The sequence below is a fragment of the Salipiger sp. D13 genome (assembly GCF_003703915.1).
GTDB classification, from domain to species: domain Bacteria; phylum Pseudomonadota; class Alphaproteobacteria; order Rhodobacterales; family Rhodobacteraceae; genus Salipiger; species Salipiger profundus.
The window spans coordinates 186163-201605 of the sequence record NZ_RAPJ01000011.1; the positions used below are offsets into that span (position 1 = coordinate 186163).

Annotated in this window: 14 protein-coding genes; 7 read left to right on the top strand and 7 right to left on the bottom strand. The window is 68.2% G+C overall.

The annotated features are described in order from the left end of the window. Positions 1 to 36 precede the first annotated feature (36 nt). The 6 genes from D6860_RS20940 to D6860_RS20965 form a co-directional block, all read right to left on the bottom strand. A complete protein-coding gene (locus tag D6860_RS20940) occupies positions 37 to 858 on the bottom strand; it encodes a transporter substrate-binding domain-containing protein (RefSeq protein WP_017467851.1) in 822 nt (273 codons plus the stop codon). Positions 859 to 1111: 253 nt separating this feature from the next. Continuing rightward, positions 1112 to 2476 (bottom strand): FAD-binding oxidoreductase, encoded by a 1365-nt coding sequence (locus tag D6860_RS20945; protein ID WP_076623170.1) that lies wholly within the window; start codon positions 2474 to 2476, stop codon positions 1112 to 1114. A 119-nt stretch (positions 2477 to 2595) separates the two neighbouring features. Continuing rightward, positions 2596 to 3951: an LLM class flavin-dependent oxidoreductase gene (locus D6860_RS20950; protein ID WP_076623169.1), complete on the bottom strand. Its 1356-nt coding sequence runs from the start codon at positions 3949 to 3951 to the stop codon at positions 2596 to 2598. A 103-nt stretch (positions 3952 to 4054) separates the two neighbouring features. Beyond that, positions 4055 to 4585 carry a carboxymuconolactone decarboxylase family protein gene (locus D6860_RS20955; protein WP_076623168.1) on the bottom strand — a complete coding sequence of 177 codons (531 nt, stop codon included), beginning with the start codon at positions 4583 to 4585 and terminating at the stop codon, positions 4055 to 4057. Positions 4586 to 4660: 75 nt separating this feature from the next. Further along, positions 4661 to 6118 carry a sensor histidine kinase gene (locus D6860_RS20960; protein ID WP_179949487.1) on the bottom strand — a complete coding sequence of 486 codons (1458 nt, stop codon included), beginning with the start codon at positions 6116 to 6118 and terminating at the stop codon, positions 4661 to 4663. Beyond that, positions 6118 to 6852, bottom strand: coding sequence for a response regulator (locus D6860_RS20965; protein WP_076623167.1), 735 nt, complete (start codon positions 6850 to 6852; stop codon positions 6118 to 6120). Before D6860_RS20965 ends, D6860_RS20960 begins: the two co-directional genes overlap by 1 nt. A gap of 223 nt (positions 6853 to 7075) precedes the next feature. On the opposite strand from D6860_RS20965, the gene D6860_RS20970 reads away from it, so the two are divergent. The 4 genes from D6860_RS20970 to D6860_RS20985 all read left to right on the top strand — a co-directional run bounded on the left by D6860_RS20970 (position 7076) and on the right by D6860_RS20985 (position 11258). Further along, positions 7076 to 8320 (top strand): ABC transporter substrate-binding protein, encoded by a 1245-nt coding sequence (locus D6860_RS20970; RefSeq protein ID WP_076623166.1) that lies wholly within the window; start codon positions 7076 to 7078, stop codon positions 8318 to 8320. A 71-nt stretch (positions 8321 to 8391) separates the two neighbouring features. Beyond that, complete coding sequence (locus tag D6860_RS20975) at positions 8392 to 9264, top strand: carbohydrate ABC transporter permease (RefSeq protein ID WP_017468098.1); 873 nt, start codon at positions 8392 to 8394, stop codon at positions 9262 to 9264. Then, entirely contained in the window at positions 9257 to 10156 is a 900-nt protein-coding gene (locus D6860_RS20980) for a carbohydrate ABC transporter permease (protein WP_076623165.1), read from the top strand. The genes D6860_RS20975 and D6860_RS20980 overlap by 8 nt, the downstream gene beginning before the upstream one ends. A 4-nt stretch (positions 10157 to 10160) precedes the next feature. After that, on the top strand, positions 10161 to 11258 hold the full coding sequence (locus tag D6860_RS20985) for an ABC transporter ATP-binding protein (protein WP_076623164.1): 1098 nt from the start codon (positions 10161 to 10163) through the stop codon (positions 11256 to 11258). An 84-nt stretch (positions 11259 to 11342) separates the two neighbouring features. Here D6860_RS20985 and D6860_RS20990 read toward each other — a convergent pair whose 3' ends face one another. Further along, positions 11343 to 12434 (bottom strand): ABC transporter ATP-binding protein, encoded by a 1092-nt coding sequence (locus D6860_RS20990; protein WP_076623163.1) that lies wholly within the window; start codon positions 12432 to 12434, stop codon positions 11343 to 11345. A 118-nt stretch (positions 12435 to 12552) separates the two neighbouring features. On the opposite strand from D6860_RS20990, the gene D6860_RS20995 reads away from it, so the two are divergent. Genes D6860_RS20995 through D6860_RS21005 form a run of 3 tightly spaced genes read left to right on the top strand, consistent with a single transcriptional unit; the run spans position 12553 to position 15408 of the window. After that, complete coding sequence (locus D6860_RS20995) at positions 12553 to 13260, top strand: GntR family transcriptional regulator (RefSeq protein WP_076623162.1); 708 nt, start codon at positions 12553 to 12555, stop codon at positions 13258 to 13260. After that, complete coding sequence (locus D6860_RS21000) at positions 13257 to 14165, top strand: alpha/beta hydrolase (protein ID WP_076623161.1); 909 nt, start codon at positions 13257 to 13259, stop codon at positions 14163 to 14165. The genes D6860_RS20995 and D6860_RS21000 overlap by 4 nt, the downstream gene beginning before the upstream one ends. Before the next feature lie 28 nt (positions 14166 to 14193). Beyond that, positions 14194 to 15408 (top strand): ABC transporter substrate-binding protein, encoded by a 1215-nt coding sequence (locus tag D6860_RS21005; protein WP_076623160.1) that lies wholly within the window; start codon positions 14194 to 14196, stop codon positions 15406 to 15408. Positions 15409 to 15443 lie beyond the last annotated feature (35 nt).

The following is a 15443-nucleotide window of genomic DNA, read 5'->3' on the forward strand; positions in this document are numbered from 1 at the left end:
GGCGGCGCGGAAGGGACACCGCGCCGCCTCAGGTCGTCAGATGTTGGGGTCGGTCACGTAGTCGGGCATGTCGAAGGTGGTTCCGAACCACTTCTCCTGCAGCTCCGCCATGCGGCCATCCTCCTTCATCGCGAGCAGGATCTCGTCGATCTTGTCCATCAGAGAGGCGTATTCGGGCTCGATCCGGCCGGGGTAGCCGAAGTAGGTCGGCGTGCCGAAGGCCGGCTTCACCACCTTGAAGACCTCGGGCCGCTCGGAAGCGACGAAGGCAATGTTCGGCAGCGAGTTGGCGACGGCCTCGATCCGGCCGGCGGCAAGGTCGGCGTAGCTCTCGTTGAACGAAACGTATTCCTTGATGTCCGAAGGCGGCGTGTCGAGCGTCTCGGCAAACTGCTGAAGCTGCGCAAGCTGCGCGGTGCCGGTGCCGGAGCCGACCGGCTTGCCGGCGATGTCCTCGGGCGCCTCGATATCGCAGGACGCGCAGGCCAGAAGGGCCACCGTCGCCTCGGCCACGGGCGAGGAGAAGCGGTAACGCTCCATCCGCTCGCTGGTGATCGTGGCAGGGCCGGCGACCACGTCGAAGCGGCCGGCCTCGAGGCCCGGCAGCACGCCGGTCCAGTCGAGCGTGATCCACTCGATATCGACACCCATCTCCTTGCCGATCTCCGCGAAGACATCGACGTTCAGGCCGGTGTGCTCACCGGCGTCGATGTAGTCGAAGGGGGCAAAGGCGGTTTCGGTGCCGACCCGCAGGACGCCTGCGTCCATCACGTCCTCGAGCGCGTCGGCCTGCGCGGTGACGGTCGACCCGAGGGTCAGGGCCGCCCCGGCGAGGGCGGCAAGGAATGGCTTGCGCATGGTATTCTCCCTGTGCGGCCCGCTCCGGGGCCTTGTCTGTTGTCTGTTCGCTTGCGGACCCGACCGGTTGTCCGATCATGTCCGCATTTGTGTATACAAATGAAGCGTCCGTCAATTCACAGCGGAAAGATGCGGCGGCGCTGCGGAAACCGGAAACCCGTTGCCGCCAACGCCGCCGGTTGCACAGGATTTGGGCACATCGGGAGCCTCGCGCGCCGCATGACGACCGGCGCGCCCGCGAATCCCTGGCCGTTCAGAGATCGAATATCTTGCCGGGATTGAGAATGTTCTTCGGGTCGACCGCCTGCTTGATCCGCTTCATCAGGCCAAGCGCCGGACCGTGCTCGGCCTCCATGAAGATCTTCTTGCCCAGTCCCACGCCATGCTCGCCGGTGGCGGTGCCGCCATGTGCCAGCGCCATCTCGACAAGCCGGTGGTTCAGGCGGCGGACCTTGTCCTGCTCGTCCGCGTCGTCGGGGTCGAACAGCATCACGAGGTGAAAGTTGCCGTCGCCGACGTGGCCATGCAGCGGCGCGATCACGCCTTCGGCGGCGATCTCGGACTGGATCCCGGCGATGATGGCGGGCAGCTCGGTGACCGGAACGCAGACGTCGGTCGACAGGCTCTTGCAGCCCGGCCGCAGCCCGCGCGCCGCGTAGAGCGCCGAGTGCCGCAGCGCCCAGAGCGCGTTGTAGGCCTCGGGCGTGGCGCAGGGCGAAACCGTGGCGCCATGTCCGGCGGCGAGCTCGCCCAGCGTGTCGAGATCCTCGGCCACCTGCGCCTCGCTGCCGGCGAGGTCGACCATCAGCGTCGCGGTCTCGGGGTGGTCGGTGCCGTTCCACGCGTTGATGGCCCGCATCTGCAGCGCGTCCAGAAGCTCGATCCGGTTGAGGCAGAGGCCGCATTGCAGGGCCTCGATCACGCATTCGGTCGCCTCGGCGATGTCGGCGAAGGCGTAGAGCCCGGCCCGCGCCGCCTCGGGGATGCCGGCGAGCCTCAGCGTCACCTCGGTGATGATTCCGAGCGTGCCCTCGGCGCCGACAAAGAGCCCGGTCAGATCGTAGCCCGCCGAGGACTTCCGCGCGCGGCCGCCCGTCTCGATCACCTCGCCGTCTGGCAGCACCACGGTCAGCCCCATGACCCGGTCGCGCATGGTGCCGTGCCGCACGGTCATCGTGCCAGACGCCCGGGTCGAGGCCAGCCCGCCCATGGTCGCGTGGGTCCCCACGTCGATCGGCAGGAACAGCCCGGTGTCGCGCAGGTGTTCGTTCAGCGCCTGCCGCGTCACCCCGGCCTCGACGGTGCAGTCCATGTCACCGGCCGAGACCCGCAGGATGCGCGTCATCCGCGACAGGTCGAGACACAGGCCTCCGCGCACCGCCTGCACCTGTCCCTCGATCGACGAGCCGTGCCCGAAGCCCACGACCGGCACCCCCTGCGCGTGGCAGATCGCCAGCGCGTCCGAAACCTCCTGAGTCGTCTCGGCGAAGAGCACCGCGTCAGGCGGCGCCGCCGGATGCCAGCTGTCGCCCGCGCCATGCTGGTCACGCAGGCTTTCGCCGGTCTCGATGCGCGCGCCGAAGCGGGCGCGCAGGGCGTCCATCGCCTGTTGGTCCATGCCGAAGCTCCTGTGCTTGCGTCCCGACCTCCCTGCCGTGACCGCGCGGCAGACGCAACGGCCCGGGGCCGAGCGCGCCGCGCAAGCCCTCAGCTTGCCGGGAAAGCGGGCGCCGCGCCCTACTCCGCCGCGCGGCGGGCCTTGGCGTGGCGCGTCTCGGGCCACGACAACCCGAGGTGCTCGCGCAGGGTGTTGCCCTCGTACTCGGTGCGGAACAACCCGCGGCGCTGCAGCTCCGGCACCACCAGCCGGGTGAAATCCTCGAGCGAGGCGGGCAGCGTCGGGCACATCAGGATGAAGCCGTCGGCGGCCTCCTCCTCGAACCACTCCTGCATGAAGTCGGCGACCTCGAGGTAGGAGCCGGTCAGCCCGTTGCCGGTATGGCGTCGCGCGTAGTGGGTGATGAGCTCGCGAAGGGGCAGCCCCTGCTCGACGAACTCCTTGACCTCGGCGAACATCGCCTCGGAGCCCTTGGCCTTTTCCGGCATCCGGTCCATCGGGAAGGGCGCGTCGAGATCGGCGCCGTGCAGGTCGGTCTCGAGAAACTCCTGCAGCATCAGCAGACCGACCTCGGGGTGCATGTGGTCGACCATCTCCTGCGCCCGGACCTCGGCCTCCTCGCGGGTTTCGCCCACGTTGATGACGATGCCCGGCATGATCTTCAGGTCGCTCGGCGCACGGCCGTATTTCGCCATCCGGGACTTCACGTCGGCATAGAACGCCTTGTTCTTCTCGATGTTCGAGGCCAGCGAAAAGGCGATCTCGGCGGTGCGCGCCGCAAGCTCGCGGCCACGCTCGGAGCCGCCCGCCTGCGCGATCACCGGCCGCCCCTGCGGCGTGCGCGCGATGTTGAGCGGGCCACGCACCTGGAAATGGTCGCCGACGTGGTCGAGCTGATGCAGCTTGTCCTTGTCGTGGTAGAGTCCGTTCTCACGGTCGAGCAGCAGCGCGTCGTCTTCCCACGAGTCCCACAGCCCGAACACCACGTCGAGGAACTCCTCGCCGCGCGCGTAGCGGTCCGCGTGCGGGTCGAGCCCCTCGCGGTTGTAGTTGTAGCCGGTCTCGTCATGGTCCGAGGTCACCACGTTCCAGCACATCCGCCCGCCAGAGATATGGTCGGCCGAGGCGTAGAGCCGGGCGATGTTGTAGGGCTCGTAGTAGGAGGTCGAGGCGGTGGCCACGAAGCCGAGCTTCTCGGTCACCATCGAGAGCGCGGTAATCGCGGTGATCGGCTCGAAGCGGTTCATCTTGGTGGGCTGTCGAGCCAGCGCCTCGGGGTGGCCGACGGCGGCGGCGGGGCTGTCTGCGAAGAACATGAAGTCGAGCTTCGCCGCCTCCGAGATCTTCGCCACCTTCGCCAGGTGCGAGATGTCGTTCGCGCCCTTCACGTCCGACCCCGGGTGCAGCCAGGCGGCGGGGTGAAAGCCGAAGGTGTAGACGAAGGTTCCGAGCTTGAGCGTGTCGTCGCGTGCCATCGTGCGGGCTCCCTGTTCTGCGCTGCGATGCAGTATGCCGCGCGCCGGGCGCTCTCGTAAGATCAGCCCGACTGCGTTCTGCTTCAGCGCAGCTAAAACGGGATCAGAGCGGTGCCTCGGCCATCTCCTCGGCGATGCGGTCGTCGATGGGGGTGTCGTAGCTCATCAGGATGTAGCCCAGCACCGAGTAGAAGCCGACCGTGGCGATCAGGTCGAAGACCGCCTCGCGGCCCAGAGCCTCGGCCAGCGCGGCATTGAGCTCGGGCGGCAGGCGGCGCTCGTCGACCAGCGCGTCGACGGCGCGGGCAATCAGCCCGTCCTCGCCATCGGGCATCTCGCGCAGCGCCGCGATGCGCTCGTCGGAAAAGCCGAGCGCCCGCGCCCGCGAGACGTGATGCGCCCATTCGTAGGCCGAGCCGAAGCGGAAGGCCGTGCGCAGGATCACCACTTCGCTGCGCTCGAGCCCGAGCGAGGTGTCGCGCACGATATGCTGGCGCAGCGGCGCCCATGCCCTGAGCAGTGCCGGGTGATGCGCCATGACCCGGTAGACGTTGAGCTTGCCGGCAAACCCCTCGCGGAGGTCGGCCACCGCGTCGGGCCAGTCGTCGTCGCTGAGAGGCTGGGGGCTGGTCATCGGTCTGTCCTCCGGGGTCTGCCGCGTGTTGCCCCGACTGGATAGCCCCGGCCCCGCCCCCGGCACAAGCGCGGCCTAGCTGCGCAGGATCTCGAGGCACGCGCGCAGGCCGTGCGCGCCTTCCTCGAAGTAGAGCCGTCCGCCGTGCTGCTGCGCGACGGTGTCGACGATGGTAAGCCCGAGGCCGAAGCCGTTGACGCGCCCGTGGTTGGCGCCACGCCGGAACGGGGCGATCACGCTCTCGATCTCGGCAATCGACATCTCCGAACCCTCGTCCTCGACCGTAATGCGCGCGTGGGTCATGTCGGCCTCGATCCCGACCGTCGCCCGGCGCCCGTATTTCAGGGCGTTCTCGACAAGGTTCGAAACCGCCCGCTGCAACGAGACGGGCCGCCCCGTGACGCGGATGTCATGCGGCGCAGGCCGTGCGCCGTGCCCCCGCTGCGACGAGAACAGCGACGCCCCGCCAAGCACCACGCTGGGGGCGCCGGGGCGCAGCTCGACCGGCTTGCCGACGTCGCGATAGTCATCGACCAGCGCCTCCACCAGCGCGCTCAGCGACAGCTGGCGCGGCGCTTCGGCGTTCAGCTCGGAACGGGTAAGTGTCAGCACGCTCTCGATCATGCCGGTCATCCTGTCGATGTCGGCGTCCAGCTTCTCGCGCAGCTCGCGGTCGGGGATCAGCGCGGTGCGCAGCCGCAGCCGGGTGGCGGGCGTGCCGAGATCGTGGCTGATGCCAGACAGCACCACCGCGCGCTTCGAGAGCTGCTCGCGCTCGGCATCGAGGTAGACGTTCACGGCGGCGACGATCTCGCGCAGTTCGGCGGGGCCCTCGACGGCGTAGGCGTCCGGCCCGCCGAGCCTGCGCCGGTCCCGCAGCGCCCGGGCGAAGCGGTCGAAATGGGCCGAGGTGTCGGACACCAGCGTCACCAGCACCACGAAGGCGGCGAGCGACAGCAGCACCGCCGCGAGCCGCAGGTCGCGTGGCGCCGCCCCGCAGCCCCAGACAGCCGTGCCGTCGATCCGCATCCACGGGCCGTCGGCATGGCGGGCGAAGAGCACCGGTTCGCTGCAGTAGGCCGCGAGCAGCCGCGTGACGCTGCCGAGCTTCTGGGCGGCGGCATGCGCGTCGGCCAAGGCGATCTCGGCCACCGGATACTGCAGCGTGCCCGAGACGATCCCCAGCGACAGCACGGTGCCCGACAGCAGGTCGGGGCCGGGGTCGATCAGAGAGACGTTGGTCACGAAGGCGGGTGACGGCAGCTCTGGCATCTGCACGAACTCGCCCCGGTCGGCCAGCGCCGCCTGCGCGGGCGACAGCGGCGTGACGACGACCCCTTCGGGCGGCGGCAGGTCGTAGCGCAGGGTCTCGTAGAGCCCGACGCCGGTGGCATAGGCACGGCTCAGGTAACGCTCCCAGCCCTGCACCGAGGCGAACCACAGCCAGGCGGCCGCGACCCCGGCGGCAAACCCTGCGAGCATGCCCAGCAGTCCGAGGGTCCGCAGCCGCAACGCCACGCGGCGGCCCGGCATCAGCCCGCCTCGATCTCGACGTCCGTCGCGAGGACGTAGCCGACCCCGCGCTCGGTGCGCAGAAGCTGTGGCTCACGCGGGTTGCGTTCGATCTTGCCGCGCAGACGCCCGACCAGCACGTCGATGGCGCGGCCCGGCGTCTCGTGACCGGCGTTGTCCTCGGCACCGTCGAGCGCTGCCGCGATCTCGTCTCGGGTCAGCGGGATGCGCGGGTTCGCCAGCAGCACCTTCAGCAGCGCCGTCTCGCGGCGCGACAGCGGGATCTGCACCCCGTCCGGGGCGCGGACCTCGTCGCGGCGCGCGTCGTAGACCCAGCCCCGGAAGCGGTAGGTCGAGGTCTGCCGGCGGTAGATCAGCGATGCCGACCGCCGCGCCCGCGCCAGCACCGCCTTGACCCGCGCGAGCAGCAGGTCGGGGTTGAATGGCTTGGCGATGTAGTCGTCGGCGCCGACCTCGTATCCCGCCATGCGCTGGTGATCGGCCGAAAGCGCCGACACGAGGATGATCGGCACGTCCTGCTCCTGCCGCAGCCGGGCGCAGATCTCGACGCCGTTCTCGTCGCCGAGCATCACGTCGAGCAGGATCAGGTCGACCCGCCCGGCGGAGAGATGCGCGCGGATGCTCCGCTCGCCCTCGCAGGGCAGCGCGATGAAGCCGTGCTGTTGCAGGAAGGCGGTCATCATCGCCCGCATTTCGGTGTCGTCGTCGACCACGAGAAGCCGCGGAATCGTCATCGCCTCGTCCTCCTGCCCCGGCGGAGGCGTTGGTTGCGCCCTCCGCTCCACCCCGGACATGCGCCGCCTCCGGCACGACGTGTAACAACGTGTAACAAGGGGCGCAATTTTCTGATCCACCGCGACGTCACGGGGCACCGCGAGCATTGCGGGAACGCCCCGAAAGCGCAAGAATATGTGATGCATGGCCGCTGGAGGGCGGCCGTTCTTGGGAGGAACAATCATGCAAAAACTCGCTATGGCGGCCAGCTCGGCCGCCCTCATCGCTCTTGCCGGTCCGCTTCTTGCCGAGCCGCAGGCCGAGGTGCTCCACTGGTGGACCGCCGGCGGCGAAGCCAAGGCCGTCGGTGTCCTGCAAGAGGAATTCGCCGAACAGGGCGGCACCTGGACCGACATGCCGGTCGCAGGCGGTGGCGGCGATGCGGCGATGACCGCGCTGCGCGCCCGCGTGCTGTCGGGCAACGCGCCGACCGCTGTGCAGCTCAAGGGCCCGGCCATCCAGGAATGGTATGAAGAAGGCGTGCTCGCCGACATTTCCGACGTCGCCGAGGCCGAGGGCTGGGCCGACGTGCTGCCCGCCTCGATCGCCGGCCACATGAAGTGCGACGGCCAGTGGTGCGCCGCGCCGGTCAACGTCCACCGCGTCGACTGGATCTGGGCCAACGCCGACGTGCTCGACGCCAACGGCATCGAGATGCCGACCACCTGGGACGAATTCAACGCCGCCGCCGAGAAGCTGCAGGAAGCGGGCGTGATCCCGCTCGCACACGGTGGCCAGGCCTGGCAGGACGCCACCATCTTCGAGGTCGTGGCACTTGGCATGCTCGGGCCCGACGGCTTCGAGAAGGCCTTTGTCGAGCTCGACCCCGACACGCTGACCTCGCCCGAGATGGTGGCGGTCTTCGACCAGATGGCGAAGATGCGCGGCTACGTCGACGAGAACGCGCCGGGCCGCGACTGGAACCTCGCCACCGCGATGGTGATGAACGGCGAAGCCGCCTTCCAGATCATGGGCGACTGGGCCAAGGGTGAATTCCTTGCCGCCGGCAAGGTGCCGGGCGAGGACTTCCTGTGCGAATCCGCTCCCGGTGAGGGCTACCTCTACAACGTCGACAGCTTCGCCATGTTCGAGGTCGACGGCGAGGACAAGAAGGCCGGGCAGGAGCTGCTCGCCAAGCTGATCGTCGGCCCGAACTTCCAGAAGGTGTTCAACCTCAACAAGGGCTCGATCCCGGTCCGCACCGACGTGCCGCTCGACGAGTTCGACAGCTGCGCCAATAAGTCCTCCGAGGACATGGCCGCTGCCTCCGACAACGGCGCGCTGCTGCCCTCCTACGCGCACGGCATGGCCCTGCGCGGTGCGCAGGCCGGCGCCATCACCGACGTGGTGACCGCGCACTTCAACTCGGACATGTCGTCCGACGAAGCCGTGCAGATGCTCGCCGACGCTGTCGCGAACTCGATGTAAGACGACCGACCCCGCGCCCCGACCCACCGGTCCGGGCGCGGGCCTCCGTTGTCTGACAAAGGACAAATCCGATGACTGCCTGGCTGGAACGCTACCTGCCCCGGATGGTGCTGGCGCCGTCCTTCATCGCCGTGCTGATCTTCGTCTACGGGTTCATCGGCTGGACCGCCTGGGTCTCGCTGACCCGCTCGCGGCTCATGCCGCGCTACGAGATCGACGGCATCATTCAATACGAACGGCTCTTCGCCTCGCCGCGCTGGGACACCGCGATGAACAACCTGTTCATCTTCGGTGCGCTCTTCATCGGCATCTCGATGGTGCTGGGCCTGCTGCTGGCGATCATGCTCGACCAGCGCATCCGCGTCGAAGGCGCGCTGCGGACGATCTACCTCTACCCCATGGCGCTGTCGATGATCGTCACCGGCACCGCGTGGAAATGGATCATGAACCCCGGTCTCGGCATCCAGCACATGGTGCGCGGCTGGGGCTACGAGAATTTCAGCTTCGACTGGATCGTGAACCCCGATTTCGCCATCTACGCGGTGGTGATCGCCGGCGTCTGGCAGAGCTCGGGCTTCGTGATGGCGCTGTTCCTCGCCGGCCTGCGGTCGGTCGACGGCGAGATCATCAAGGCCGCGCAGGTCGACGGCATCCCGACGTGGCGGATCTATACCGCGATCATCATTCCCTCGATGGCGCCGATCTTCCTGTCGGCCTTCATCGTGCTCGCGCACCTCGCCATCAAGGCCTTCGACCTCGTCATCGCGCTGACCGGAGGCGGCCCCGGCTACGCCACCGACCTGCCCGCCACCTACATGTACGCGATGGCCTTCTCGCGCGGCGACCTCGGCCAGGCGGCAAGCTCGGCCATGGTGATGATGGCCGTCGTCTTCGCCATCGTCGTTCCCTATCTCTACTCCGAACTGAGGGCGAAACATGACTGACACAACGCTCTCTCCGACCTCCGTGCGCAGCGAGCGCACCTGGGGCCGGACCGCCCTGCGCTTCGGGCTCTTCGTGCTGCTCGGCCTGTTCGCGCTGTTCTACCTGATGCCGCTCTTCGTGATGCTCACGACCTCGCTCAAGAGCCTCGAGGAAATCCGCACCGGAAGCCTCATCGCGCTCCCGCGCGAGGTGACCTTCGAGCCGTGGAAGACCGCCTGGTCGGGCGCCTGCACCGGCATCCAGTGCGAGGGCCTGCGGCCGTTCTTCTGGAACTCGGTCATGCTGGCGGTGCCCTCGGTGCTGATCTCGACGCTGCTCGGCGCGATGAACGGCTACGTGATCGCCCAGTGGAAGTTCCGCGGCGCGAACCTCGTGTTCTCGCTGATGCTCTTCGGCTGCTTCATCCCCTACCAGGTGGTGCTGCTGCCGATGGCGCGGATGCTGGGGCTCATGGGCATCGCCGGCACCATCCCGGGCCTGATGTTCGTGCACGTGATCTACGGGCTGGGCTTCACCACGCTGTTCTTCCGCAACTACTACGTCACCATCCCGGAAGAGCTGGTGAAGGCTGCCAAGGTCGACGGCGCGGGGTTCTTCCGGATCTTCTGGTCGATCTTCCTGCCGCTGTCGCTGCCGATCGTCGTGGTCACGGTCATCTGGCAGTTCACGCAGATCTGGAACGACTTCCTGTTCGGCGTGTCCTTCAGCCAGGCCGGCACCCAGCCGATCACCGTGGCGCTCAACAACATCGTCAACTCCACCACCGGCGTGAAGGAATACAACGTCGACATGGCCGCCGCGATCATCGCCGCGCTGCCGACGCTCCTCGTCTACGTCGTCGCCGGGAAATACTTCATCCGCGGTCTCACGGCCGGTTCCGTAAAGGGCTGAACCCATGGCGCCTATCCTCAACATCAAGAACCTCGACAAGGCCTACGGTCCGGTCGAGATCCTGAAAGACATCAACGTGGCGATCGAGCCGGGCGACTTCCTCGTGCTCGTGGGGCCCTCGGGCTGCGGCAAGTCCACGCTGCTCAACTGCATCGCCGGGCTCGAGCCGATCACCGGCGGCAGCATTGAGATCGGGGGCCGCGACATGACCAACGTCAGCCCCAAGGACCGCGACATCGCCATGGTGTTCCAGTCCTACGCGCTCTACCCGACGATGTCGGTCGCCAAGAACATCACCTTCGGCATGAAGGTGCGCGGCGTCGACCAGGCCACGCAGGAGCAGAAGCTTCACGAGGTCGCGCAGCAGCTGCAGATCGAGCAATACCTGAACCGCCGCCCCAGCCAGCTTTCGGGCGGGCAGCGGCAGCGGGTGGCGATCGGCCGGGCGCTGGTGCGCGATCCCAAGCTCTTTCTCTTCGACGAGCCGCTGTCGAACCTCGACGCCAAGCTGCGCGTCGAGATGCGCTCGGAGATCAAGAAGCTGCACCACAAGCTCGGCGCGACGATGGTCTACGTCACCCACGACCAGATCGAGGCGATGACCCTCGCCACCAAGATCGTCGTGCTGAAGGGCGGCGTGGTGCAGCAGATCGGCTCGCCCTCCGAGATCTACAACCGGCCCGCGAACCTCTTCGTGGCCGATTTCATGGGCAGCCCGGCGATGAACCTCATCCCGGCCAAGGCCCGGCGCAACGGCAGCGGCACGCGCATCGAGATCGACCGCGAGGGCGGTGCGCCGGTGGTGCTGCACGACACCCACGCCGGCGACCTGCCCGAGGACATCATCCTCGGCCTGCGCCCCGAGGACATCGCCGAGGCGGGCTTCCGCGCCGGCGAGGACGTGCAGGAGGCCGAGTGCCTCATCGACATGGTCGAGCCCGCGGGCGCCGACACCTATGTCGTCTCGCGGCTCGGGGGGACCTCGATGACCGCGCGACTTCATGCCGAAACCAGCGCCCATCCCGGGGAATCGATGACGCTGGCTTTCGATCTGGGAAAAGTGAGCTACTTCTCCCCCGAGAGCGGTCAGAGATTGAACTGATCCGCCGGAACACCACTCACGCGACACGGGAACGCCCCGGCCATGACAGGCCGGGGCGTTCTTCCTTTCACGAAGGCCGATGGATCAGGCCGCTTCCAGCACCCGCACCGACAGCCGACCGCCGCTTTCGCCGTCGAAGTAGTGCAGGTTCGCCGGATCGTAGCTCAGCGCGATCTGCTGGCCTGCCGAGAGCGGCGCACGCGGATCGAGCCGCGCCGTGACTTCCTGCTCGCCCAGCCGGCAGATCGCCATCGTGTCCGAGCCCAGCGGCTCGATCACGTCGACCACCGGCCGCACCATCCCCTGCCCGTCCGGCGCACGATCGAGATGCTCGGGGCGGATACCGACATCGAGCTTGGCGCCGTCGCGGGCCTCGACCTCGCCCAGCGGCAAGGAGACCTCGCCACTGCGCAGGACCGGGGTGCCACCCGAACGGTCGAGCGTGCCCGAAAAGATGTTCATCTGCGGCGAGCCGATGAACTCGCCCACGAAGCGCGAATTGGGCCGGTCGTAAAGCTCCATCGGCGGGCCCTCCTGCACGATGTGGCCGCCGCGCAGGACCACGACCTTGTCGGCAAGCGTCATCGCCTCGGTCTGGTCGTGGGTGACGTAGATCGTCGTGGTGCCCAGCATCGCGTGCAGCCGCTTGATCTGGGTCCGCATCTCGACGCGCAGCTTGGCATCGAGGTTGGACAGCGGTTCGTCGAACAGGAACACCGAGGGTTCGCGCACGATGGCGCGCCCCATCGCGACACGCTGGCGCTGGCCGCCCGAAAGCTGCCCCGGCTTGCGGTCGAGGTAGTCGCCGATCTGCAGGATGCCTGCCGCCTCCTCGACGCGGGGCGCGATGTCCGAGGCCGGGAAGCCGCGCATCTTCAGCCCGAAGCCGATGTTCTCGCGGATCGTCATGTGCGGATAGAGCGCGTAATCCTGGAAGACCATCGCCACGTCGCGGCCCTTGGGCTCGACGTCGTTCACGACGCGCCCGCCGATGTCGAGCGTGCCGCCGGTGATCTCCTCGAGCCCCGCGATCATCCGCAGCATGGTCGACTTTCCGCAGCCCGACGGCCCGACGAAGGCCACGAACTCCCCGTCGTTCACGTGCAGATCCACCCCGTGGATCGCGCGCACCGCGCCGTAGTCCTTCACGATTCCGTTCAGCCGGATCTCAGCCATGCGTTCCTCCCTGGTCCGCCGCGCCGAAAACGGCGCTTGCATTATCGATATTGTTGATGTTATCGATATTGATAATACGAGACAAGCCTAAAGGCGACACGAGGAGGACCGGCACAGGATGGCCGTGGAAAGTTTCAGCACCAGCAGCATCCCGTTTGGCGACGTGACGCCGCGCCGGACCAGCCGGCGCAGCCACGCGCTGTTCGAGGCGCTGCAGAAAGAGATCGTGCTGGGCTCGCTCCATCCCGAGCAGGCGCTGACCGAGATGGACCTCGCGCAGCGCTTCGCATGCAGCCAGGGCACGGTGCGCGAAGCGCTGATGCGGCTTGCCGAAGAGGGGCTGGTGAACCGCCAACCCAACCGCGGCACACGGGTCGCGCCCTGCCAGGCCGACGATGCGCGCGCCCTGCTGCACATCCGGCGCGAGGTGGAATGCGGCTTTCTCGACCGGGTGGTCGCCAACGCGGACGCGTCGCTCGAACGCGACCTGCACGACCGCCTCAATGCCATGCGCAACGCCGCGCGCGACGGCGACGAATACGCGCTCTCGGTGTTCGACCGGGCCTTTCACGGCCGGCTGTTCGAAGCCGCCGACCTGCCGCTGGTCGCGCCGATCCTGACCCGCTGCCTGATCCACAACCACCGCTACAAGATCCTCAACGCGCAGCCCAACCGCGAGCTCGAGGCCACCGCCGAACGCCACGTCCCGATCCTCGACGCGCTGGCGACCCGCGACGTGGCCGGGCTGCAGGAGCTGCTGTCGCATCACATCGCGACCATCGTGGATTTCGGCCCCGACCTCACCGACACGGAGACGCCGGAATGAGCCGGCCGAGCGACAGCATGCGCACGGTGCTCGACCGGCTGGCGCAGGAGGATGCCGGGCTCGCCGATCCGACACTGATGCCGCCGCAGCACGCCCGCGCCCTTTCCGAGATGACCAACCACCGCTGGAACCTCGACCTGCCCGAGATGGCCGAGGCGCGCACCGTCATCCATGCCGGGATGCCCGCCCGCTGGGTGGTGCCGAAAAACGATCGCGGCACCGACGCCATCCTGCACGTGCACGGCGGCGGCTGGGCGCTCTGCTCGGCGATGACCCACGAGGGCGCCGCGCGCCGCATGGCCGAGGCCTGCGCCTGCCCGGTCCTGACCTTCGACTATCGGCTCGCGCCCGACCACCCTTTTCCCGCCGGCCTCTCCGACGTGCTGTCGGCGTGGCGTGCCCGCGACCCCGCGCGGCGCTGGAGCATCGGCGGTGACAGCGCGGGGGCCAACCTCTCGCTCGCCGCGATGCTGGCCCTGATCGAGGCCGGAGACCCCCTGCCCGCGGCGGGCCTGCTGTTCTACGGCGTCTACGGCGCGGACTTCGACAGCGACAGCTACATCCGCAACGCCGACGGCCCCGGCCTGAGCCGGGCGAAGATGATGCGCTACTGGGACTGGTATGCGCCCGAGACCAAGCGCGGCAACCCGCTGGTCGCCCCGCTCGCCGCCGAGGATGCGGCGCTCGCGGCGCTGCCGCCCCTCTACCTGAACGCGGCCGAGCTCGATCCGCTGCTTTCGGACACCGAACGCCTTGTCGCGCGGCTGCGCGCGCTTGGCCGCAACGATGCCTACGACCTCGTGCCGGGTGTCGTTCACGGCTTCATGCAGATGGGCCTCGCCCTGCCGGAGGCGCGCGACGCCTTCGCCAGATCCGGCGAGGTCTTTCGACAGATCACCGCCTGAGGAGGGCGGGAACCAAGGGAGGACCGACATGAACTTCAAGACCCTGACCGGGCTCGCCTCAGCGCTGGCCCTGACGGCCGGCATGGCCAGCGCCGAAAGCACCGTGCGTTTCTGGTATCACTTCGACAACGCCGACAACCCGATGGACGAGCTTGTCGCCTCGTTCGAGGAGGCCAACCCGGACATCACCGTCGAGGCCGAGAACATCCCGTGGAACAGCTACTACGACCAACTCTACACCGCGATCATCGGCGGCAACGCGCCGGATGCGGCGATGGTCAAGATGTTCGCCCAGCCCCGCCTTGTCGAGATGGGCGCACTTCAGCCGATCGACGACTGGCTCGCGGAATGGGACGGCGCCGACGGGCTGCAGGACAACCTCGTCAACCTGACCACCGGCCCGGACGGCAAGCAATATTACCTTCCGGTGCAATACGTTGTGCTCTACCTCTACTATCGCACCGACATGTTCGACGAGCTCGGGCTCGAGGTGCCGAAGACCTGCGACGACTTCCGCGAGGTGGCGAAGGCGCTCACCCGTGACACCGACGGCGACGGCCAGACCGATGTCTACGGCTTCGGCTTCCGGGGCGCCAAGGGCGGCCACGACCACTGGGCGACCTTCACGCTCGGCGCCGAGGGCGTGTCGCTGACCGACGGGCTGACCTCCGAGGCGGGCGTCGCGGGCACGCAGTTCGTCGCCGACCTCTTCCAGGAGGACGGGGTCTTCCCGCCCTCGGCCCCCAACGACGGCTTCCAGGAGATCATCGGCGCCTTCAAGGCCGGCAAGACCGCGATGACCATTCACCACATCGGCTCGGCCAACGGCATGGTCGAGGCGCTCGGCGACAAGGTTTCGGCGGCGCCGGTGCCCGAGTGCGGCGGCGGTCACTGGACCGCCTTCGGCGACGAGAGCACCGCCGTCATGTCCGGCGCCGAGGACCCCGAGGCGGCGTGGAAGTGGATCAGCTTCCTCTCCTCCGAGGGCAAAAACACGATGTTCAACGAGGCGACCGGCCAACTGCCGGTGGTCAAGGCAGACAGCGAAAGCTGGTCGCTGCACCCGCAGCGCTTCGTGAAGGCGACGGTCGACAGCCTGCCCTTTGCACAGATGCTGCCCAACAGCTCGGCCACCGCGGATTTCGTCAACACCGCCTGGCCGACCAACATGCAGCGCGTGCTGACCGGTGACATCGCTCCCGCGGAGATGAACCAGAAGATCGAAGAACTCTTCGCCGAGTGATCTCCGCCCCGGGCGCCGCCCGCCGGCGCCCGGCC